This window comes from Lachnoanaerobaculum orale, from assembly GCF_003862485.1.
GTDB classification, from domain to species: domain Bacteria; phylum Bacillota; class Clostridia; order Lachnospirales; family Lachnospiraceae; genus Lachnoanaerobaculum; species Lachnoanaerobaculum orale.
The window spans coordinates 2,024,661-2,048,725 of sequence record NZ_RRCM01000001.1; the positions used below are offsets into that span (position 1 = coordinate 2,024,661).

Genomic DNA, 24,065 nt, shown 5'->3' on the forward strand with positions numbered 1-24,065 from the left:
TAAAACTTTGATTTATAATATAACCTATATACTGTAATTATTACAATAAATTATTATCTTTTTTTTAAATATAGCTATATTGTCCTTGTACCATTGTTCAATATCATAACTATCTTTGAAAATATTCCTTATATCATGCCATATATATCCCCTCTTTTCAAATTTTTCAATCCAATAATATAATGGTTGTTCATTGACATGTCCATCCCCACCTTGTCCCACATGAGCTGCTGAAAACAATACTATATCAGAATGTCTACATAATGTATCAATAAAAGTATCTGCATACTTTTCGTCTAAATGTTCAGCTACCTCTAGAGATATTGCCATATCGAATCTTCTGTGTAAATCTATCTCATTAGTCAAGTCAATTGGTAAAAATTCTTCTTTATTTACCATAAGCATACTTCTATCTACATAGTCACCATCTAATCCAAATACACTTAAACTTCTATTAATTTGCTTAGCTGCTGCCAACCACGTACCTGTTCCACATCCAAAATCAACTATACTTTGCGGATTATATACTGGCAACAAATATTTAAATACTTCTATTGCTGACATATAAGAACCATATTGGTTATCTTCATAAAAGTTTGATCCATATATGGATGTGACAGTATGTATATCTTCATTTTTTTGATTAGACTCTATACTGGCAAGCATTCTATTTAAAACCCAGATTTTAGACAATATTTCTCTTTTTAAATACAACTCTGATTTCCAAACTCTACTGTCCAATGTTTGATTCATATTCTTTTCTGATTCAAATATTCTACTGTCAAATGTTTGACTTAGATTCTTTTCCGCTTTCCAAATCCTACCATCAAATGACTGATTAATAATTTGTTCAGCCTTATAAATCCTACTATCAAATGTTTGACTTAGATTCTTTTCTAATTCATATACTCTACTGTCAATCATAGATTCAATAACTGTACTTTGAGAACCTATAATACCCTTCAAATATACAATCTGTTCTTCTAACCCTTTTAAAGAGCTTTCCATCTCGTCTATTAAAGCAACATTATTACTTTCTTGAATCTGATACAAATATTGTTTTAGTCTAACTTCCGAGTCTCTTATATGATTCAAGATATCATTTTTACTGTCATTTAAATGACCATCTAAATCCCAAATCTGTTTTCTGATTCTATATTTCATCCCATGTTTGAATGGAGAATAAAATAGTTTTAAAATTTTCTTAACACTTTCTTTAAAAGAAAATGTCCTTGCATTTTTAACTTCTTCTATTGGATATTCTTTAAATAATTCATCAACAGTTAAAATCTCTTCTAACTCATGACCATATGAGTATTTCCCCAAAACCCATCTCCATCTTCTATTGACAGCCATCAATAAACTCGAGTCCTTATACGCTTTATACTCTATGTTATTCTTTACCATCTCTCTTAAAATGGACTCTTCTACCTTTAGCGCTGACTTTCTTTCATCACTATCCACTTCTTCAAACCTATTTTCCCATCCGGTTAGAAATGGTATATGAATCTTAGGTACTTCCACATGTAGATACTTTAATAAATTATTTGATGCAATCTCTGCAGATTCAGCCGAAAGAGCATTAAACTTATTTTTTGTAATATTATCGGCTCCAATTCTGTACTCACCAAGTACTTCTTTTAAATTATGAAATTTGAATTTTTGTACAGCTCGTGTCCAAAGCTCATAGTCCTCAGCTTTTTTAGTATTATCATAAAAAAGATTATTATTTAAGAATAGGTCTCTTCTAATCATGATAGTAGAATGACAAACTTCACACCCATATATTAATGCAGCTTTAATATCTTCATGTTCTATTGCAACCTCATGTACAAAATCATTATCTACCCCGAAATGATGTTGTCTACTTCCACATAATCCGTACTCTCTGTGTTTTTCTAAAAAATCAGCTTGTAGCTCAAAGCGATCTTCTCTAGCCAAATCATCTGCATCAATTCTTGCAATATACTTTCCTCTTGCAATCCTTATACCTTCATTTAATGATTCTGCTAACCCCAACCTTGTTTCATTTCTAACCAATCTTATTCGATCATCTTCAAATAAACTGATTACTTCTGCAGTTTCAGGACTACTACCGGCTTCATCCATAATAAGCACTTCAAAGTCAGAACAAGTCTGATCAAATACAGACCATAATGTCTCAGCTATGTAGTTTTCACTGTTAAAAGTTGGCATCAATACTGTTATAAGAGGATTATCTGAAGCAAATTTGCTTTGTATGTAAAACTCTTCATGATGAAAAAGAGAATTCTTATATATTATATTTAATTTATTTCTTTCATAATCATTACTGCATGCCGGCAAAAGAAACTCATACTTTTTTTTCATCCTCTGATGACAATTTCTAAAAAATTCTCTTCCATCATATTTTGATTTTCTCATTATTGAAAAGAAAAAACGCTTCATAAGTAAATCCAAGTCTACTAATGTCTGTAGGATTTCTTTATCTGATTTTTCAACATAAGATGCCGAAAAAGACATAATCTCCCATTCTTCCGGTTTTACTTCCAGACCACTGTCTTTAATTTTTCTAATTATCTTATCATCACTATTGTACATATCTCACTCCTAATGCATTTTAAGTACCAATCTTCTTACACTTCTAATAATATTTAAAACATATGCCAATGGTGCTATGCCAAATTTTAAAAGTGTTTTTTTTAAAATCCCTATATGTTTCATTGATAAATACATTTTCTTGTTTTTAACAATATACTCTTTAGATTTGTTTTTATCTTCCGGATCAACATCATAAATCATAACAAATGATAAAATATATTGTAAACTTAATTTGTTTATCAAAATATCATTGTACAAGAAGTCTGCCTTTAATATTCTTCTTATACTAACACTTAGCATATCCATTAGGTCAACTACATGCTTTAATGTAACCTTATTAGCAAGAGAGCCCTCTCTTCCAATCCTATAGTAATAATACGGTTTACCATAGAATGCAAACTTCTTTGCAGTCAAAATTACTCCGGTAGCAAACTCAATGTCTTCACTGTAAACCCCTTCCAAAAACAACAACTTATTTTCAAGAAGAAAATTTCTCCTTAAGACATACTGCCACACATTCCAGTAGTTTCTCCTCTTTTTAAGGAATACCTCAAGATACCCGTTATCATATATAAGATCTTCACCTTCAATAGTATCAACCTGTGAGATATTATCGGAGTTTCCAACTATATAATAATCTGAGATAACCGCATCTACAAGCATCCTATTCTCCAAGCTTTTCATAAGATCGGAAAACGCTGCAGCATCTATATAGTCATCACTGTCAAAAAATACTACATACTCACCCTTAGCATATCTCAGTCCGACATTTCTCGCATTTGAAAGTCCGTCTCCGTCTTGAGTCACTACCCTTACCCTATCACTATACTCTTTTTGTATCTCATTTGCAATGTGCTCACTTTTATCGCTTGAAGTCTTTACTACAAGTATTATCTCATAAGAAAAGCCATGGCAATTAAGCATTGACTTGATGCAAGTTTTCAGATATTTCTCTACCTGATATACCGGCACAATAATACTTAACAGCATGGCTTTCTCCCTTCTAGAATAATTCTTTTATTTTCTTACAAATTTTTTTTATCTTTGCTTTTATACCCTTATTCTCTTTCCAAAAATAATAAAAGCGATTTATATATGGGTTAGGATATTTTATTCTAAAGATTGAATCTATCCCACCAACAACATCAACCATTCTATTGAACGGCTCTCCACCTCTTGCCCATGCCCATTTTGCACGAATTGACCTAAGCAGTGCAGTTTCATCAAAAAACTTTGCTTCTCTATTTCTCTTATAAATCTTTATAAGTACATTTTTCAATAACCTGTAGGCTTCTTTTTTCTTATTTTTATCTTTTATCTCAAAATAGTCATTCTTCCAGTTATCAAAGAGTACACTCTCATCTTCTGAAAGATCAAGACCTATAGTTCTTTTCAGCGTCTTTGCTACTATTCTTCCGCTTTCAAGATGAAGTTTTGACTTCTTTTCTAAAGTTATATTATCTTCACCTACACGATACTCTCCAAGTACTTCAGGAATATTTGCAATATCGCCAAAGTCAATCACTCTACTCCACAGTTCAAAATCTTCCGCTAAGTATGTATTGTCATAATACAAGTCATTTTCTATGAAAATACTCTTTCTTAACATCAAAGTGGAATGACACAGATCACAGAAAAAAACAGCATTACACTTACACTGCGCCGGTTCTGTCGCCGGTTTATGTATCCAGTCGATATCTACTCCGAAGTGATGCTGATATGAACCTACTACAGCCACATTTGGATGGCAATCAAGAAAATCCACCTCTTTTTGAAATCTGTCTTTTCGTGATATATCATCTGCATCCATTCTGGCTATATACTCGCCGGTTGCCTCTCTCATGCCGAGATTCAGTGACTCTGCAAGACCTAAACGCTTAGTATTTTGAATAACTCTTATTCTTGCATCTTTCTTTTCATATTCCTTTACTATCTCGGTACATTTCTCACTTGAACCATACTCATTCAATATAAGCATATCCCAATCTGTAAAGTTTTGTGCTATGATACTGTCTATACTTTCCTTAATATATTTTTCACTGTTATATACCGGCAAAAGTACCGTAACCTTAGGCATGCTCACCTCTCATATATGCTTCATATTTATCACACATCTCCTGTGTGTCGCCATAGCCTCTCATATGACCCTTTTCAAGCCAAAGGACTTTTGTACACATCTCTCTTATTTGCTCTATTGCATGTGAAACCAAAATAGTAGTAACACCGCTGTCGAAGAGTTCCTTCATTCTTTGTTCAGACTTTGCTTTAAAGGAGATATCACCTACAGACAATACCTCATCTAATATAAGTATATCCGGTTTTACAAATGATGCAAGTGAAAATGCTATCTTCGACTTCATACCTGAACTGAGCTTTCGGAATGCTACATCCTCAAAATCCCTTATCTCTGCAAAGTCTATTATCTCGTCATACTTATCCTCGATAAATTTCCTTGTATATCCAAGTAGAGCTCCTCGCAGATAAACATTTTCTTTTACAGTCATCTCATCATCAAATCCGGCAGTCAACTCCAGTAGCGGGGCTACCACACCGTTTACCTTAACAGTTCCTGCTGAAGCCGGCATAATATTTGACAATACCTTCAATATAGTAGACTTACCTGAACCGTTAGAACCTATAATTCCTAAAAGCTCTCCTTTTTCTACATGAAAAGTAATATCATCCAATGCTTTAAACTCTTTTGTAATCACCTCTCCATGCATCTTTCTGATAAAGAACTCTTTTAATGAAAGCTCTTTTATATCGCCAAGAATATATGTTACAGAGACATGATCCACTTCTATCATATTCATAAGTGTACCTTCCTAAATATAATACAAGAACATATAATTATACTTTTTATACATCCACATACCTATACGAAGTATAAATAATGCATAAAATATACAGTATAAATGATATGTAAATGACGGTATTGTATTATGCAGTACTATTTCTCTAAGATAATTTATATATACAAAAACCGGATTTAAATAAATAAGCTTTGCCACTATACTTCCTTCAAATATCTTCACATCGTAAAATATGGCTGTAAAGTACATCAATGCAAGTGTAAATATATCATAAAGATACTGTACATCTTTAAAGAATACAAACATTGCCGACAATATCAAGCCTGTGCCGACTATAAGTACAAACAGGCACACAATCGGAAATATAATAAATATAAACTTCCAGGTAATTGTAATCCTATATGCTATTACAAATATAAAAAATATCACCAGTGTAAGCAGGAAGTTGATTGATGCAGCCATTATCTTTGATATAAGAAACAAATACTTCGGTGCATTTACCTTTGTTATGATACCTGCATTCGATGTGATAGACTGCATACCGTTATCTGTAGCCTCTCTAAAGTAGTTAAACATAAGCTGTCCTGCAAACATATATATGGTATAGTGCTCCATAGTGTCTCCAAAGACTCTGTCGAACACAAAGCTCATAACAAGAAGCTGAAAGAGCGGTGCAATCATACTCCAAAGTATACCAAGGACGGATCTTTTATATCTTTTATTGAAATCTCGCTTTACCAGTTCACTGAACATAAACTGGTATTGTTTTATTTTATTTATAAATATATTCATCCTCTACCACCTATGATATCTTAACAAGCTTTTTTAAATACGGAATATTTGCAAGCGGTGCTATCATGATAATCGTAGTAACAAAAATTATAACTACAAAAAGCAGACACTCCGGAACCGAATTATCAATTTTAAATGTAATCCCACGGAACGATATCGTATCTCCTATCAGCCACATAACTAACGCATGAGAAAAATAGATTCCCATAGCAAGTTCAGATACTTTAATAATTATCTTCTTTATAAAAGTATTATCACCTTTCCAGCTTAACTTGCATCCTAAGAGCATTATACCAAAAGCATACATTACATTACCAATCTCCAACTCACTAAAGAATGTGTGTGTAGACACTCCCAATCGCCTGGAAATCCCTTCTGTTAAAAGTATTGTCAATACTAAACCTATAACAGAACTTATCCCACCTAAAATTACAGGAATCTTTTCCTTGTTTTCATAGATCATTCTGCCAATAAATAACACTGAGATATACCCAAGATTCATGTAAATAAAGAATGAATTCTGCAAAATCTGAACATCAAGTGAGAAATAATAAATAACACTATCAACGGCACTTGGAATTAATAGTCCTAGTATAATAAAATAAATTCTCATTTTATTTGATAGTGATTCGTACATTATGTTCAATATAGGTGAAAAAAGGTAAATCCAAATCAGCAAATATCCATACCACAAGTGTCCGGATACTCTTTTATTGAAAAAAATCATTAGAGTATCATGAATCACATTACCATCATTCCAAAGTATTTTTTTTGTCAATATAAATGCAAAACTCCAGACAAAAAGTGCTATTCCTGCTATAATCGCCTTTCTTATAGCCTTATCTAAACTTATCTTTCTCCCAAGTAAAAGTGCGCCTGATATCATCAAAAAGACAGGTACTGCAAATCTTGTAGCAGCATTTAATACCAATCCTTCTTTCCAAACAAGGCTTCCAAGCTCATGATTATTGAACACTCCACTGGACGCATGGATAACAGCTATCATAAAAGCCGAAACTATCTTCAAAAGATCCAATCCGATAAGTCTGTCTTTATTCTCTCTTTTTTGCTCAGGGAAGAACCTTTTAGAGATTAATGATATCGCAACTAAAAATACCCAAATGATAACGGCTAAAGGTACAAGATTTTTTCTTGTCAAAAATGTAGAGCTATCGGTATTTAACTTTACTTCAAAGTTCATCCAGCCTTCAGACTCACTATCGGTATATCCATCAAACCCTTGGTCTCCCTGTACAGATATAATTCTCGCCTTACCCTGCCATTTGTTCTGCTTAAGTACAAGTACTACATCTTCACCGTTTTGAAATTCAGCCTGTATGCTGTCTTTCATCCCGTCTATCCTGTCATAGCTTCTCCAGAGCAGTCCACCGTCTTTTTCAATCCAACCTTTTGAAAAAATATCACCCGGTTTTTTACTTTCTCCGTTGACAATGACTTCCTTTAAAAAAATCTCATTGCCTTCAGCTTTTTCATTTTGATCGTTGCTTGCAACTATCTGAATAGTGCTGCTTCCTTGTCCTTTTATAAGGAAAGCTATAGCAGATACTGCCAAAAACACTAAAAGTATCGGCAACGCCTTCTTTACTGTCTTAGAAACAGATTGTGGAATTGCCAATATGACAATTCCAACAATCAATAATACTGTTAAAAAAAGATTATCCATCTTCTATTTCCTATGCTTTTAAATGTTCTTTTCCTGCCAATGTCTTATAAAAAATACTCATAATAAGATGGTCGTATATCATATGTATATCTTCCGTTACCTGCATACTCATAACATCTGCACATAGTGAAACATCAGACATCTGCTTAAGCTTACCGCCGTCATAGCCTGTGATTCCTATTATCTTGTTACCGCAAGACTTGGCATATTCTACCGCATTCAACACATTTTTAGAGTTACCGCTTCCTGATATCGCCATAACTATATCACCTTCTTTGATGACTCCCTCAAGCTGGAAACGGAACACTTCCTCAAAACCTATATCATTCGAAATAGCCATCATTGTAGCTACATTGTCATTAAGACAAAGAAGCTTGAACTTCGGCTCTCCCTTCTTATAAAGATACTCACTTACACCTTTATTGAAGTCATTTTGATAATGTGATGCGGTTGCTGAACTTCCACCGTTACCGAATACAAAGATGGTTCCTCCCGCCTTTCTGGTATCATCCATCAAATTCATAGCCTTGTTAATATCTTCTACATTCAACTTCTTCAATGTCTCTATCTCAAGAGCAATATAGTCTTTAATACTGTTTGTATAATCCATTTTCACCTCTAATTCATTTTCAATACATTTTCTACTGTAAGTGCTACCGACTCATCAGACTCATGTTTTGCCTTCCAACCTGCTGCATGAATCTTTGACAGGTCATACTGGAACTTAGGTACATCACCTTTCCATCCGCCCTTTCCACCTGTATATTCATAAGGTATTCCGGTCAATCCCATCTTATCAACAACAATATCCGCAATAGTCTTTACGCTGCTTTGTGTACTTACTCCCAAGTTATAAAGTGTGATTCCTGTATCCTTCACATCCTTAAACTGCATTATTGCCTCTACCAGATCAAGTACATAAATATAAGGCTTACACTGTGTTCCGTCACCAAGTATTCTTAAGTGACTTGGATCAGCCTTAAGTCGTTTCACAAAGTCAAAGATAACACCATGTGTAAGTCTGGGTCCTATAACATTCGGGAATCTGAATATAAGGGCCTTAATATCATTCATATAGCTGTAAGCTGATATAAGTGCTTCAGAGCCGAGTTTAGCAGCCCCGTAATATGATATCGGACGAAGGTTCGGTTCATCCTCAGATACGTTTTTCCCTTCCTTTTCACCATATACAGCTGAAGTAGACGCAAAGAAGAACTTCTTAACATCGTACTTTCTCATGGCCTGAAGCAATTCAAATGTTGTTGAGTATGTATTCTCATACTCTATTGAAGGGTCATTTGCACTTGCCTGAATATCTGAGTTTGCTGCCAAATGGAATACGTACTCAAACTTTTCCTTTTCAAATACTTCTTCCAATTTTTCTCTATCACAAATATTCTGCTCATAGAATTTAAAATGCGGATTGTCCTTCAAATGTTCAATATTCTTCTTTGTACCTATAAAAAAGTTATCGATACATACTACATCATTACCCTCAGCAAGCAAACTGTCTATCAAATGGCTGCCGATAAATCCTGCGCCACCTGCAACTAATACCTTCATAATATCTCCTTTAATTCCAATATTTGTCGCCAATATATATCACACTGGTACCGTCTCTCTCAAATGAGAAATCAAGTTCTCTTAGGCCTATAGCTTTTTTCAGCTGATCTTGCTTTTCTTCCTCACAATAGAACAGAAGGAATCCGCCTCCACCGGCTCCCAGAAGCTTTCCTCCTAAAGCACCGTTTTTCATAGCAATCTCATAAGCCTCGTCTATTGCCGGGTTTGCAATACCTGATGCAAGTTCTTTCTTTAACTGCCATCCTTCATCAAGTATCTTTCCAAATGAAGAGATATCATTATTTTCCAGCGCAACCTTCATATCCTTTGCAAGCCCACACATCTTAAGAAGATTTCTTGCTTTATCATCTGAAGTTATGTTCTTTGTCTGCTCAGCCAATATAGTATTTGCAGAGCGAGTTGTCCCTGTATAGAACATAAGTAAGTTTTTCTGGAGTTTTTTGTATGTCTTGCCCTCCATAAGTATCGGCTCATGTGAAACCGATCCGTCCTGATTGAACTTGATGAAATTCAGTCCACCAAGTGCGGCACCATACTGATCCTGCTTTCCTATAGGATTTCCAAGTTTTTCTATCTCAACTTCACATGCAAGCTTAGCTAATTTGTCTTTTGACACGAACTTTCCCTTATAGCAATTTAAGGTATTTAAAAGACCTACAGTAAATGTACTTGAAGATCCCAGTCCTGTTCCTCCGGGAATATCTGCTGTTGATGAGATTTCCACACCGTGAATACCCATGTCCGTCAGCACTTGTCTGAAGATTCGATGCTTAATCTGATCCGGACTGTCTACCAACTCATTTTCAGAATATTTTAATAATGTCTGGTTTTCATTAAAATACGGATGAATGGAAATATAGCAATATTTATTGATAGATGTACTTAGTACACATCCACCATATTTCTCATAGAAATTTGCCATATCGCTTCCACCCCCACAAAAGCTCACACGAAAGGGGGTTTTTGTAATAATCATACTTCTCTCCTTATATCAATCTCTTTGATTTAATATATAATCGCTTGACATTATAGCATAGTTTCATTTTATGTAAAAGGATTTTTACTTAAAAGCCGCTATATACAGCACTTTCTAACCTTATCTTCCACTTTTCCTAAGAACTTTATATAGTCCTCCCCTAAGATTCTTCGGTGAAAGTGTAATTAAAGCTGTCAATATTGTAGCAACTACAAATTCTGCCAGGTTGGTATATTTAAGCCTTTTTTGTAAAATTCTAAGTTTTATATATGTTTTGAAATACTCGAAACCGCCTCTTCTGTTCTCAAAGTTTCCAAGTCTTGCATGTACCAGTACTTTATCGATATTTGCAATTTTATATCCGTTTGAAAGCATTCTGCACCACAGATAATAGTCCTCAAGTCCTTTCAAGGGTTTATAACCGCCTACATCCAACACTTCTTTTTTTCTGAAAAGTACTGTCATATGATTTAGCGGATTTCTGTATTTACCATATTTGTATAGGTCTTTATATGTAAGAGGCATCGTCTTGGTCCTGATTACTTCACCTTCTACGCTGAATTCATCTATATATCCTCCAAGTACCGATATATCTTTATGCTCATTCATATACTTCAACTGATATTCAAATCTGGTATCCGTAGCCATATCATCCGAGTCCATTCTGGCAACATAATCATACTTACACTTTTCAAGACCCTTTTGTAATGCAATACCGAGTCCCATATTTTTTTCAAGCTGTACACATACGAAATCTATGTTATTTTTATTGAATTTATTTTTTTCTGCAGATATTACCTCTTCAAGCTCTTTTGTGAGTATTCCGTCTTTTACCAAAACCACCTCATCAGGCTTTAGAGTCTGATTCAAAATACTCTCCAGTGCTTTCTCTAAAAATCCGGGTTTTTCCTTAAAGTATACTGATATCAAAACCGAAAACTTATCGCTAACTTCACACTCCCTCACACTTTTTCCTCTCCCTTATCAACTTTACCGAGCACACCGCTATAAAAAGTCCTGCTATCGTTATAAAAATATTTAATGTCAGCATTGCCCTCATTCCCATATGGTCAATGATTGCTCCACCGAAGAGTGAACCCAGCACTGTGCCTGCCGATACCATCCCCGACATAAAGGCTTGACCTGTGGTTTGGTCTTTGTGGTCTACCACCATTCCTGTAAAGTACACAGATGCCGCCGCCAATATGGCAAAGCTGCAAATTTGTGACAGCTGTGTAATGTAAATCATTGCTATATTTACAGATGAAAAGTACATAACCGCCTTTAATACATAGCCTAATGCGGCTATAATCATAAGGCTTCCGACCTTTATCTTCTTCATTATATATGAAAAGGTAAACAAAACAGGTATCTCCACAACAGCCTGTATAAACATTGCCTTTCCCAGATTGGAGCTGTTACCGCCAAGTGACTGCACGATTTGCAAAAGATATGTAGCCACAATATTGTGTGAGAAGAACATGAAAAGTACTGCCAAAACCATCAAAGAAAAATACGGATACTTCTCTATAAATTGTATGACATTTGTTCTCTCATTCTCTCTTTCAGTTATCACTTTTTTCGTTGTGGGCATCATGATTACAATAAGTAAAAATAAAACTATCATAATCAATCCTCCGACAGGGATTATATTTGTTCCGTGATTTAGTGCCAAATTTCCTATAACCAGGGCAAGAATTGCATATGTTGCGGAACCGCACCCCCTTGCCAATCCGAAGTTTATACTTACTCCCTCCTTTTCATATGCAAACAATGCACTGTTTATGAGCGGTAAGTATATACTTGTTATTATATACATAAGACCGAACAGTATCGCCACCGTCCAATGGTTCTTTATCAAAAGCATCATTATACATACTATTATATAAGGTATACTAAGAATTATTATAAGTCTCTTCCATGTCAATACTTCTATCCTGTCACATATATTCCCTGCAATTGGCTGTAATATAACCGCAATAAGACAAAATATTGCAGTTATTATGCCTATCAAACTGTTGTTAAAGCCGTTTCCCTGTAGGTAGAATGATATAAAACCCGCACCTACACAATAAAGCATCCAATATAGTCCCTGTAAAACTATATATTTGAGATTTGTCTCTCTTTCTCTCATTTGTTTTCCCTACTTATCCACTCTATTACCGCCTCCAAGTCAGGCTCTATTGCATCAACCTTTTCTCTTATCTCATCAGTAGGTTCTATAGTATCAGGTACCATTATCACTCTTGCCCCTGCCGACAGTCCGCCTTTTATTCCGTTTATCGAATCCTCCAATACAAGGCATTCTTTTATATCTGTGCCGAGCTTTTTTGCCGCCTTTAAAAATATATCCGGTGCCGGCTTGCCGTTTTCTATCTCATCTCCACAGGTAAAGTCGTCAAAGTACTTATATACATCCGCCATTTTCAGATATCTTAGTGCAACCTCTCTCTTTGTGGAGCTTGCAAGGCAGGTCTTTATATTGTTTTCTTTAAGGAAAATGAGCAACTCATCAATACCCTTTTTCTTGGTTATACCGTGCTTCTTTATATGATTTGTTATATATTCTTCTCTTGCCTCCCTACCTTTGTCGATATCAAAGCCTTCTCCGGCATCTTCTTTCAATATCTTATATACCAAAGTTTTATTGGCACCCTTTATCTTTAATATTGCCTCATCACTTATCGTAAGTCCTTGTAACTTGGCTGCATTTTGCCATGCATTTCCGTACAACCTCTCAGTATCAAACATAAGACCGTCCATATCAAACAGTACCGCTTTTATCATAAAGCCACCACCTTTCTACTTTTAATAACATAGCATTTTTTTATGACAAAATCCATATAAAAAGAGGAAGGCGATGTTCCTTCCTCTCAAACATTATTACAGCCGGCTGCCAATCATACTAAGCAACATATTATAATATCTGTATCCTATATGTCTACCCGATTTCTTCAGTTGTTCTATACATTCTTTGACATCTTCAGACGTCAGCAAATTTTCATCGTACGCGACCATAATTATACCTATAGTTCCCATTACATTGTGTCCCAGATCTTTTGATACATTCCTCCCCTTAGCTTCATCCATCAATAATACATCTGCACTTAACTCATCTGCTAAAACTATAGCTTCACTCTCACCTATATCAAGGCCTGTGACTCTTCTAAGAATATCTACCGCTTCTAAGCTACCTACCTCTTTAACTTCAATCTGAATATTATTTCTGATTATATCCTCTTCTTCAATAAAACGTTTATCTATCACCAACTCATCGAATACTGCTTGTGGAATAAGTATCTTACCAAATAATTTCTCCAATAAATATACCTTGTCTATTTTTAAGAGTGAAATCAGAGGCGTTGTGTCGGAAACCACAATCATAACTTCTACCTCATACTCTTTAACTTCTTAAAGGTATTTATATCTTCTTCCAAATCATCTTGTATCAAATCATAATACGAATACCCGAGTTTATCATAAATTGTAATCAAGTCAGACTTGCTTACTCCTAAAATTTCTGCCGCTCTTCCATGTGATATTGTTTGATTATATATATATGGATATAAAAGCAAAGCATTTCTCCTAAGTTCAGACTCGGGATCCGCTGCGACGAGATACCTTGACATACCTATAGGTACATTGATGGTGATTGTCTCTGTAGCTACCATATTACTCCTCCATATGTTCTTTATTTAATACAATTATATATTTTATATATATGCTATGCAACATCTTTACAAAAACTTCTCCCACTCTCTCACTCTCTTTTTCATCCCGTCAATATCAAGTACTCCGTATGCAAATCCTTTCTTTACAAGTTCATCCGGTACGAACTCGTCATACTTTTCAAATACCGGCACTTCCTTTTCATATACAAGTGAGAGCGGGTCTATGTCTTCACAGGCTTTCTTACATACAATTTTATAAAATTCCTTTTCGCTTACATTCATGCCAAACTGTATAAAATACGGTCTTACAGGGCTTAAACCCTTAAGTCCAAGTTCCTTTGCACAGTGTATTTTCAAAAATCTCTCCAAAGCTAAAAAGGCGTAGCTGCCAAGCCAAGGAAAAAGCGCCCACATATTTCCTCCAAGATGTATAAGTACTCTGTCTTTTAGCTTTGCCATATCAAAGCACGCTCTTGCCTGCAATAATCTTGCCTTTGCATTATTCATCAGATAAATATATGTAGCGTTTGTAGAGAGTACTTCCTTCATCTTCTCAAGTACATGAGTATGTATATCTCCGGGCACATCACCGAAGTATGCCGGAATATTCCCCTTTATAAGGCTGACATAGATTGCTCTTTTCTTGTGGTCCACTTCTTCGACTACCCAAACTCTGCCGGCAATGGCTACCTTACCGCCTATTGCAGGAGGTTTTACAATGGTTCCAAGTTCCTGTGATTCACTGCGAACCGAGTATTCCACATTTTCCATAAATACGGCATAGAATTTATAGCTGTTTACCACTCTCTCGCCGCTTATTCCTACTATAAGTCCTCCGCCTTCGGTCCTGTTTATATGGTCCGTATCAATCAAATGTAATAAAAGCTTCCTAAAGTCATCCTGACTTATTCTCCTGAAAGCCGAAAGTGTAAGTACCTTTGATGCCAGCTCTCCCGCACTCATCTCTCCGTTTGATGCCAGTGTGGACATCGTCTGATGATAGAGCAGGCTGAAAGGCAACCGCTCAAGTCTTGGAGGTTCCACAAATCTTTCTTCTATATACAACTGTACCAGTGCAATCCCCTGTATCAGATACCACGGTATCATCTCAGGCATAATTGCCCTTGGCTCAGGATGGTCTTCTCTCATCACAAACCACATCTGTGCCGGCTCGCCTCTTCTTCCCGTCCTGCCAAGTCTTTGAAGAAATCCCGATACGGTAAAAGGAGCATCTATTTGAAATGCTCTTTCAAGTCTGCCTATATCTATACCAAGTTCAAGTGTCGCGGTTGCACATATCGAAACAAGTGACTCGTCATCCCTCATTTCATCTTCCGCACTCTCACGATAAGACGCGGACAGATTGCCGTGGTGAATAAGAAATCTGTCAGGTTCACGGTTGAACTCACAGTATTGCAAAAGATTCTGACACACCGCCTCACATTCCTCACGTGAGTTTGTAAATATCAGACATTTTCTCCACTTTGTATGCTCAAAGATATAAGCAAGTCCCGGGTTTGCTCCTTTCGGCGCCTTATCACTCTCAGGTTCACTTATATACTCCTCTTTATCTTCTCCCGCCTGTGGAGCCGTATTAAAAAAATGCTCCATAGACAGTCTCCACTTTTCCTTGCCCCTGTCAAACTCCGGAATCAGCGTCTTTCTCTTGCTTCCACAAGCCAGAAAATCTCCTGCCGCTTTCGGATTTCCGATAGTTGCCGAAAGCCCTACTCTTCTCGGATCACAGCCTGCCGCCCTACATAATCTCTCTATCAGGCAAAAGGTCTGTAGTCCCCTGTCTCCGCGTAACAGTGAGTGAATCTCATCAATTACTATAAACCTGAGGTCATGAAATAAAGATACTATTTCCATATGCTTATTTATCATCAAAGATTCAAGCGACTCGGGTGTAATCTGCAAAATTCCCGACGGTTTTCTTAAAAGCTTTCTCTTCCCCGTCTGCGTGGTATCTCCATGCCATCTTGTCACATTGATGTCGGCTTCCTCACATATACGGCTCAACCTCTCAAACTGATCGTTGATAAGTGCCTTAAGAGGTGCAATATATAGTACCCCCACGCTCTTTGAAGGATTCTCCTCAAGCAATGTAAGTATAGGAAAAAATGCCGCCTCAGTTTTACCTGAAGCGGTCGAAGCCGTAAGCAGCAAGTTCTCATCAGTATTAAATATCACATCGCCTGCCGCATTTTGTACTCCCCTAAGCATCTGCCAGCCTGATTCATAGATATAATTCCTGATAAAAGGGGCATATCTCTCAAACACATTCATAGTGTAAACTCCACAAAATTCTCATCTACATTATCAGACACGTTATCAGGCTTTGCAAAATCAAAACCGTCCGAATTTAAAAGCTCGTTTATACTTAGATTAGGATTTTGATAAAGTAAATCAAGCAATTCTATAAAGTCTCTTATAACCTCTCTAGGAGTGATATTTTCACTTGCTCCAATCCTTGAATACTCAAGCTTTATAAAATCACCCAAGTCTTTGTCATCCAAAGTCTTTTTATAATCATAAAGTCCTGCATGAATATCCGCCAGCTTTCCGCAAAGCACCAGCATCTCCTCAGGTGTGAGCGGATCCAATCTGATAACCGGTGAAAGTAAATCCCTCATACCGGGTCTTGAAAACTTACCCTCCGCAAGCCTTGAACGTAGAGCTTCATAGCTGTATATTCCACGTCTCTTATCTTCAAGTGTCTGCGGTGTGGCTCCCATTATAATGCCCAAGTATTTCGCCTTCCCCTGCAATGTATCATTGTACATTGTAAGCATCTTCTCGTAGTTGTACTGTCTGGTAATCGCATTCGGTATCTTATAGATATTGACAAGCTCATCCACCATAATCATCATCCCTGAGTAACCTGCCAGTCTGAAAAACATGGCAAACAGCTTGATATACTCATACCAATCATCGTCAGTGATTATTATATTGACTCCAAGCGCCTCTTTGGCGTCCGTCTTTCTTGTATATTCACCTCGAAACCAACGCACTATCTTCATCTTCATATCGTCATCACCTTCTATATAGGCATGGTAATACTTTGACAAAATATTTCCGAACTCAAATCCGTGCACCAGTTCTGAAAGGCTTGATAATGTAAAATAAATCTTTTTATCCACCTCCAAAGAAAACTCTCCGCTTCCCGGAAGGAACTTACTCTCCTCCATGCATTCCGCTTGAATTTTGTTAATCCATTTATCAAGGAGTAGGGTAACGGCTCCGCCCTCAGGCTTTGTCTTTGTGGACAGATTGCTGATAAGTTCTCTGTAGGTTGCAAGTCCCTGTCCCTTTGTACCCTGCAACCTGCGCTCAGGTGAGAGGTCGGCATCCGCCACTATAAAGCCCTTATCCATCACATAGTTTCTTATAGTCTGCAATAAAAAGCTTTTTCCGCTTCCATACTTGCCTACAATAAACCTGAACGAAGCACCTCCCTCAGATACGATATCCACATCGTGAAGTAGTGCCTCAATCTCATTCTTTCTTCCTACTGTAATATATGGCAGTCCCGTTCTCGGCACCACTCCGCCCTTTAGCGAATTGATAAGTGTCTGCGCAATTCGCTTCGGTACCCTTTTCTCGTCACTCATAATCTCTCCATTATATCTAAAACATCTTCTTTATAATCTTCAATCAGATAAATATCCTCGCCGTCACATTCCAGTATATTGTCACCGATATCATCAAAGAACCTTTCATTGATTGTATCAGTAACAATTGAAGCAAATAGGTTGTTTTCCTTTATATAGCGCTTGTAGTCTTCCCCTGTCAGTATACATTCTAAAATCCTTATATTTATATCCATATCTGTCGGCATATCCGGTTTAACAATCTCTTCTTCCTGTGTATTTTCATTATCCGATATATCAAAGATTATATCTTCGTCTTCTTCCACAATAAGGCTCTCCCTTGTGATATCCGCATCGCTTCTGATTTTGTTTAGAGCAAAAAAATCAATATCTATCTGCTGCTTTTTGGTTTTATTTAACTCTAAAACGGCTTTATCAAACGCTTCTTTGACATAATCTCTTATCCATTTATCTTCCTCTCTTTCCTTCAGAAAATACCCCAACTTATACTCAACCCTCATATATCTGTCAATCTCACGAAATACCGAGGTAAGCTTTTTTCTGTCAAAACATTCTTTACTGTATGATTTTTCCTTCCATGCCTGCTTACTATAGTGATAAGACCTTACACTGTTCAGAACATAATCAGTTCCTTCAGTGCTTTCTTTAAGATATGGAGTGTTACCAAGCGGATACCACCTTTTACTCTGCAATCTGCCGAAACAATGTGTGAAAACACTTTGACCGTCAATACTGCCTGCTTTTAATATAGCTTTCCAAACATAGGCAAAAATATATATCATATTTTCTTTTTGTTTTTTCACACTCAGAGAGCCTGCAACCCTGCTTCCCAATAAAAACACCAACGCGTCAAATATCTCATTATCTGAGTGATTTTCGGGCTTTTTAAATATTTCTATCGCTTCATCCCATTTGAAAGCATCTCCCCCTATGTATTCTTTGATTTCATCTGCTCTAAAGCCATTTATAACGAAGTATTCAAAATACCATCTGTTTAAGTTTCTCTTTATCTGCACACTGTTTTCTATGCCTTCAAGGTTTAAAACATTCTCTTCCAACTCTTTTAACTTATTTATAGTGTCATACTTTGATACGGTGCCTATTTTGCAAAGCAACTCATAGATATAGAGGTATATAAATGATGTATATGTACTCCTATAATTACCCTTCCTTATATCTGTCCTCCATGTAAAGTATGACCTGAGCTGATTGGCATTAAGCTCATGATATGTGACAAAGTAACCGCAATAATCTCTCACCTTCTCATAGTAATTATCCTCATAGTCTTCCATAAACTTTCCCTGCTTATAGAAATTCTTACTCTTTTGATACCACGGATACTCATCATAGCTGTACATATTTATCATCTCATAGATTTTCTTCGGTGTTTCTTCTCTTTTCTTAAAGAAATCGCTCCCCTTGGCAAAAGGTATCGCAGTATCACTATACTTTGTACCCTCACTTGCTGAATCAAGCACAATCAAATCACTTTTTACATTTCTTTTATATCTTTCGTTTATACAATCAAGAAACTTTTTAGCATCCATCTTTTATCCTTAAACTATGCCACTGCAAAACCTGACAAATCGAACATACTTCCAAGTGATGTCCTGAAATCTGTAGGTTTCATTGCCTCCGCAATCTTTTTCAGTGTGCAATCAAACATCTCTCTGTCATTGAATATATTAAAAAGCTTGGCGGTATTCCTCGCATCATCAAGTGCACTGTGCTCTCTTCCAAGGAAGTCGACACCTGCCATATCAAGCGCCATCTTCAATGAAAGCTGCTTCTCAAATCCAAGTTCTTTGTCAAACTCCGCCTGAAAGTCATGCCATTCTGTCAAATAAACTCTTTCTTCATCCAAACTTAATTCATATTTCTTTAAGCTTATCTCTTTTGAGATTTGCTTATAATCATTTTCACTCCAAGCATATATCTTGATGTCGTCATTCACACCCAAGCACCAATTTGAAAACATCTTCATTGCTTCATCAAACTTAGGAGCATTTATCACCATATCATAGGTAATGCCTGTCAATCTGCTTATCAATGGTCTGATTCTGTTATTATACTCAGGCCTTACATAGGTTCTGAATGATGAAATCTCCTGATAGTTTTCATCCAACATTATGGCACCTATTTCAATAGTCTCCATAGTACAATCAAAGTCCTTATATTTATTGCTTATACTGTTCATTTCTAAATCTACAACTATATGCTTCATTTCCGCCTCCGGGTTATTTTTATTATACTCGTATTCTACAATATATGCTGTACGATAAAAATGCCTTCAAAACTTTATATTTATATTTTAATGGAGGTAGTTTTCTTTACTCTGTAACAGCTACTCGATAATCCGCCTTTCGGTATCAAAAAGAGCCGCTGCACTGTATGCAACAGCCCTAAATCTACTCCTGTCCGGCTCTCTCATCTTCTACAATATCTTTTAAACTGTTATTAACCCCGTCTATCCATTCTTTCTTTTTGTCCGGATTCTCTTCCCCATATGAGAATGAATAGTATTCGGAACCTATAATAAACTCCAAATTTCTGTTATTAGTTACATTCATATCATAACTTTTTGAAGGCAATACCGTATTGTAATAGAACGTAGGCTTTGTATCCTCCACCTTTTTCTCCCCCTCTACCATCCAAAGGAGGGCTAAAGCACCAATAATATATGCTATAAAACTTATCCAAAACGCTGTGGCCTCAGTCGGCATATATCTTTCTTTTTTGCTTTTATCAAGCTTTTCCTTTAAAAATGTCATTCCATTGTTACTAAATAACATACCGCCAATAATAAATAAAGCCCAACAGACCTTCTCTTTATTAAAATATGCAAATACACCGACCGCCAACAATATTATGGACACTATAAATAATTTCTTTTTGCTCTTTTTCTTCTTCTTGAACTCCATAATGCTCCCCCTAAGTAAAAACTGTAAAACTTAAAGCGATTTTATAATTATTTCTTTTTTATATCTATTGATTTTTTCTGTCTCCGACAATATCATCTAAGCATTTGTTAACACTGTCTATCCATTCTTTATTTTTACCCGGATGTTGCGTTAAATATAATTCTGAATAACATTTTTCCCCTAAAGCTTCTTCCAGATCTTCTCCTTCAATTATACTTATGCCATATGTCGGTACTGTCATATCATAATGTTGCTTGATATCTTCAATCTCTCTCTTCCCTTTTTCCTCATACATCCGATGAAAGGCGACAACACCGATAATATACATTACAAGACATATAACAACTGCCACAGCTTCGGTCAACATATATCCTTCTTTATCGATTTTATCCAACTTTTTCTTTACAAATTTAATACCCCATTCACTATATGCTATACAACCGATAATGAGTAATGCCCAGCAAAACTTTTCTCTGTCAAAGTATGCGAACAGACCGACCGCAGGCAATATTATTATGGACACTGTGAATAATTTCTTTTTGCTCTTTTTTTTCTCCTCAAACTCCATAATGCTCCCCCTAAGTAAAATAGAACAACTAAAAAACAAAAAGGTATATAAGTATTTTAACTCATATACCTTATGTTGGCTAGAGGGGGGGATATATTATTTCAATCCTTAAATCACTTACCTGATTATGTTTTTACTTTCATACTTTTATAAATTTTTACAACAAAAAAGCCCCGGTTTCCCGAGACTTTGATTTTATTCTTTTGCACTCTCAAGTGCTTTTGCTACTGCATTTATTATGCCTTTGGAGCTGTGTGTTGCTCCGCTTACGGCATCCACTTCTGTGGATTGTTTTTCTATAATCTGTGGGATGACATCCTTGGCATCTATCAGATACTCCTCATCATCTCCTGTATCCACTATATTTATTTCAGATATCTTACAGCATGAGACTGTAACCGAAACTGTCATCTGACCGCTGTATCCTGTGGCACTGCCCTCATAAGTTCCGTCCTTATAGGCTGCATCAGAACTTGCTTTTGTACTTACATTCTCTTCTGTAGTCACATTCTCTTTTTGAGTTTTTGAACCTTTGAATCCCATTACGGCAATCGGTATATAAAGCGCACAAATCAAAACCATGAAGAGGATACACAGCACTCTTTGTTTCTCATATTTCTTTGCTCTGCATACAAGATAGGCAATATATATAATCACATATACTGTAAGGTCAATTAAAGTGCTTAGATGTCCCTTTGCTATGGATATACTGAATATCATTGATATATGTATAAACAAAAGTCCGTAAAATAAGTACGAAAGTCTTTGTAATGACTTCCACTTCTTAGGGTTCATCTTCTTCCTGATAACCATAAATGATGTTACGGTAAGAGGAATCAAAAGTACAATCATAAAAAGTGACAATACTGCCGCAAATATTCTCGGTGCATCTAAATCCGAAATCTTTGTAAACAAAGCTACAAAGTAGTTCTTACCATATGATATATTATGGATAAGTGTAAGAAGCGCCGCTATAATTGCCATCTCACCTCTGGTACGTAGTAACAGTCCTCTAAGCTTTGCCGCAGGACATACCGAAGCCACCATAACCAGGATAAAGAGGGCACCCGCCAAGGTGCCTCTCGCCAATATATTTTTTACAAGATAATCAATTACAAACGGTAATCCCTTCTTCGGTGCCAATACAGACAGGACACTTATTATAATCGTCGCTATATAAAATAATGGTGCATGTTTTTTTATAGGTTTTTCTAAGAGGTAGAAAAAGACCAATACTGTTATCAGACATGCGATAAGCCTCATTACTTTGTTACCTCAAATGTCAAGTCAGGATATCCGTCGGCACTGAGCTCAATCTTATATGTTCCCGCATCCTTGAATACAGGCTCATCCTTACCGTCATTGCTGTATTTTGCATCCAAATTTATGCTTCCGTCTTCATTGAATGCCACTTTTCCGAACTTTCTTCCCTTGCCGCCCTTATACTCTGTATCATTTACCTTTGCAGATGTGGTAGCATTCAAGTATTCTTTTAATGTAAGTCCTGCTTCATTTTCATCAAGCTTAAGTGCGTTGTTCTCAAAGTGGAACTTATCTGCTGTAAGACCTGAGTTGATTGTAGCTGTAAAGCTCAAATCCGCATACTTGTCATTTGTAAAGATGAACTGATACTTACCCGGTACAACTTCCTTAGGCAGATTAAGTGTTCCGTTCTCATCCTTTACATTTGCTATATCAACATCTTTATTTCTTGATACAATTCTTCCTAAAGCATACTTACTGTCGTCCGATGTTACTGTATAGTGAATCTGTGTACCGTCTTTGCTGTAGTTTGCACTCTCATCGCCCTGTATACTGTAGTTTTCAGGTGCCAAAAGCTTACAGAAAAGATCTGTATCTATCTCTATATCGTCTGCGTCCTTTAACAGATATGTAATCTTTGAGATTGTCTGTCCCGGAATATCCTGATAACGAAGGTATGACTGAACATTTCCATGGTTCTCTGTAAACGGTACAGCTGCAAACGCAAGCTCTGACGGTGTAAGCCAAATATTCTGAAGGTGCTCAAGGCCGTACTTCTTACCTTCTTTGGTCTCCATTACAACACCCTGTACATTGCCTACTTCAAGTTCCAAGTCCTTTATATCTATCTCATAGTTTCCGTACTTTGATGTGGTGGTGATTTCAGCCTTTACATCATTCTTTACAGTGTTTCCGACTGTCTTTGAGAATGTTCCGTCTGAATTAAGTACTTTGTACTCTGCAGGTGTAGTATCTGTTGTCTCTGTCATCTCACCTACAAATGTAAGTAAAGGATTTGTAGACTCTTTCTTTTCCTCTATTGCCTTCTTAGCCGCCTCATAAAGAGATTTTGAAATAGCTACATTAACCTCTGTTACTCCGGTAATTTTTGAACCTTCGCCTTCAACTTCTGAGACTGCACTTGTATACTTTGCCACTTTCTTATTTGTAGCTGAACTTACAGCATCGTAATTGCCTTCATTTCTTATACTTGCAGCCGCATCCGGTGCATCAAGCTTCGGTGTAAGCTTTGCAGGATCTGCCTCAGGTGCTATATCGTTAATCTCACCGTAGTAATAGTCTGCATATGGAATATTTATCTTTGCATATACATAATCCTTGTTGCTGATGTCTGTCTTGCTCTCAGCGCTTGCCTCAGACTTACTCTCAGTCTGTGCCGAAGTACTTTCTGCTGATGAGGATGTATCTGCCGCTTTTCCACATCCTGTTATCATAAGTGCCAATGCTGCCGGTGCCAATATAGTTAGATATCTCTTTCTCATAAATCCTCCATAAAATAAATATATGTTAGCAATTCCTAACCTTGCCGATACAGTATTACATATAATAACTGTATTGTCAATTATTTTTTATAAGTAT

At 36.3% G+C, this 24,065-nt stretch carries 22 protein-coding genes; all 22 read right to left on the reverse strand.

What is annotated here, in order from left to right; translation table 11 throughout:
* Positions 1-24: 24 nt before the first annotated feature.
* The 22 genes from EHW90_RS09710 to EHW90_RS09815 all read right to left on the reverse strand — a co-directional run bounded on the left by EHW90_RS09710 (position 25) and on the right by EHW90_RS09815 (position 23,968).
* A complete protein-coding gene (locus tag EHW90_RS09710; protein WP_124952544.1) occupies positions 25-2,580 on the reverse strand; it encodes a glycosyltransferase in 2,556 nt (851 codons plus the stop codon).
* Between the two features lie 9 nt (positions 2,581-2,589).
* A complete protein-coding gene (locus EHW90_RS09715) occupies positions 2,590-3,570 on the reverse strand; it encodes a glycosyltransferase (protein WP_124952545.1) in 981 nt (326 codons plus the stop codon).
* Positions 3,571-3,583: 13 nt separating this feature from the next.
* Positions 3,584-4,657 carry a glycosyltransferase family 2 protein gene (locus EHW90_RS09720; RefSeq protein WP_124952546.1) on the reverse strand — a complete coding sequence of 358 codons (1,074 nt, stop codon included), beginning with the start codon at positions 4,655-4,657 and terminating at the stop codon, positions 3,584-3,586.
* Complete coding sequence (locus tag EHW90_RS09725; RefSeq protein ID WP_124952547.1) at positions 4,650-5,393, reverse strand: ABC transporter ATP-binding protein; 744 nt, start codon at positions 5,391-5,393, stop codon at positions 4,650-4,652. Before EHW90_RS09725 ends, EHW90_RS09720 begins: the two co-directional genes overlap by 8 nt.
* A gap of 12 nt (positions 5,394-5,405) precedes the next feature.
* Positions 5,406-6,185, reverse strand: a complete 780-nt coding sequence (locus EHW90_RS09730; RefSeq protein WP_060930181.1) for an ABC transporter permease — start codon at positions 6,183-6,185, stop codon at positions 5,406-5,408.
* 10 nt (positions 6,186-6,195) lie between these two features.
* Positions 6,196-7,869, reverse strand: a complete 1,674-nt coding sequence (locus EHW90_RS09735; protein WP_124952548.1) for an acyltransferase — start codon at positions 7,867-7,869, stop codon at positions 6,196-6,198.
* Positions 7,870-7,879: 10 nt separating this feature from the next.
* Positions 7,880-8,479 (reverse strand): D-sedoheptulose-7-phosphate isomerase, encoded by a 600-nt coding sequence (locus EHW90_RS09740; protein ID WP_124952549.1) that lies wholly within the window; start codon positions 8,477-8,479, stop codon positions 7,880-7,882.
* 8 nt (positions 8,480-8,487) lie between these two features.
* Positions 8,488-9,432 (reverse strand): NAD-dependent epimerase/dehydratase family protein, encoded by a 945-nt coding sequence (locus EHW90_RS09745; RefSeq protein ID WP_124952550.1) that lies wholly within the window; start codon positions 9,430-9,432, stop codon positions 8,488-8,490.
* Between the two features lie 10 nt (positions 9,433-9,442).
* On the reverse strand, positions 9,443-10,429 hold the full coding sequence (locus EHW90_RS09750) for a GHMP family kinase ATP-binding protein (RefSeq protein WP_124952551.1): 987 nt from the start codon (positions 10,427-10,429) through the stop codon (positions 9,443-9,445).
* Between the two features lie 120 nt (positions 10,430-10,549).
* Positions 10,550-11,395, reverse strand: a complete 846-nt coding sequence (locus EHW90_RS09755; RefSeq protein WP_124952552.1) for a glycosyltransferase — start codon at positions 11,393-11,395, stop codon at positions 10,550-10,552.
* Entirely contained in the window at positions 11,382-12,563 is a 1,182-nt protein-coding gene (locus EHW90_RS09760; RefSeq protein ID WP_124952553.1) for an MFS transporter, read from the reverse strand. Before EHW90_RS09760 ends, EHW90_RS09755 begins: the two co-directional genes overlap by 14 nt.
* Positions 12,560-13,216 carry an HAD family hydrolase gene (locus tag EHW90_RS09765; protein WP_124952554.1) on the reverse strand — a complete coding sequence of 219 codons (657 nt, stop codon included), beginning with the start codon at positions 13,214-13,216 and terminating at the stop codon, positions 12,560-12,562. Before EHW90_RS09765 ends, EHW90_RS09760 begins: the two co-directional genes overlap by 4 nt.
* A gap of 96 nt (positions 13,217-13,312) precedes the next feature.
* Complete coding sequence (locus tag EHW90_RS09770) at positions 13,313-13,813, reverse strand: DUF3368 domain-containing protein (RefSeq protein WP_124952555.1); 501 nt, start codon at positions 13,811-13,813, stop codon at positions 13,313-13,315.
* A gap of 5 nt (positions 13,814-13,818) precedes the next feature.
* Positions 13,819-14,100, reverse strand: coding sequence for a hypothetical protein (locus tag EHW90_RS09775; protein ID WP_124952556.1), 282 nt, complete (start codon positions 14,098-14,100; stop codon positions 13,819-13,821).
* Positions 14,101-14,166: 66 nt separating this feature from the next.
* Positions 14,167-16,389 carry a DEAD/DEAH box helicase gene (locus tag EHW90_RS09780; protein WP_124952557.1) on the reverse strand — a complete coding sequence of 741 codons (2,223 nt, stop codon included), beginning with the start codon at positions 16,387-16,389 and terminating at the stop codon, positions 14,167-14,169.
* Complete coding sequence (locus EHW90_RS09785; RefSeq protein WP_124952558.1) at positions 16,386-17,714, reverse strand: ATP-binding protein; 1,329 nt, start codon at positions 17,712-17,714, stop codon at positions 16,386-16,388. Before EHW90_RS09785 ends, EHW90_RS09780 begins: the two co-directional genes overlap by 4 nt.
* Complete coding sequence (locus EHW90_RS09790; RefSeq protein ID WP_124952559.1) at positions 17,711-19,261, reverse strand: TerB N-terminal domain-containing protein; 1,551 nt, start codon at positions 19,259-19,261, stop codon at positions 17,711-17,713. Before EHW90_RS09790 ends, EHW90_RS09785 begins: the two co-directional genes overlap by 4 nt.
* A gap of 14 nt (positions 19,262-19,275) precedes the next feature.
* Positions 19,276-19,938 carry a 3'-5' exonuclease gene (locus EHW90_RS09795; RefSeq protein WP_124952560.1) on the reverse strand — a complete coding sequence of 221 codons (663 nt, stop codon included), beginning with the start codon at positions 19,936-19,938 and terminating at the stop codon, positions 19,276-19,278.
* A 184-nt stretch (positions 19,939-20,122) separates the two neighbouring features.
* Positions 20,123-20,635, reverse strand: a complete 513-nt coding sequence (locus EHW90_RS09800) for a hypothetical protein (protein WP_124952561.1) — start codon at positions 20,633-20,635, stop codon at positions 20,123-20,125.
* Positions 20,636-20,699: 64 nt separating this feature from the next.
* Positions 20,700-21,203 carry a hypothetical protein gene (locus EHW90_RS09805; protein ID WP_124952562.1) on the reverse strand — a complete coding sequence of 168 codons (504 nt, stop codon included), beginning with the start codon at positions 21,201-21,203 and terminating at the stop codon, positions 20,700-20,702.
* A 195-nt stretch (positions 21,204-21,398) separates the two neighbouring features.
* A complete protein-coding gene (locus EHW90_RS09810) occupies positions 21,399-22,466 on the reverse strand; it encodes an FMN-binding protein (RefSeq protein ID WP_124952563.1) in 1,068 nt (355 codons plus the stop codon).
* The gene (locus EHW90_RS09815; RefSeq protein ID WP_124952564.1) at positions 22,466-23,968 is read right to left on the reverse strand and encodes a hemoblobin-interacting domain-containing protein; all 1,503 of its coding nucleotides are present in this window, start codon (positions 23,966-23,968) and stop codon (positions 22,466-22,468) included. Before EHW90_RS09815 ends, EHW90_RS09810 begins: the two co-directional genes overlap by 1 nt.
* Positions 23,969-24,065: the final 97 nt, after the last annotated feature.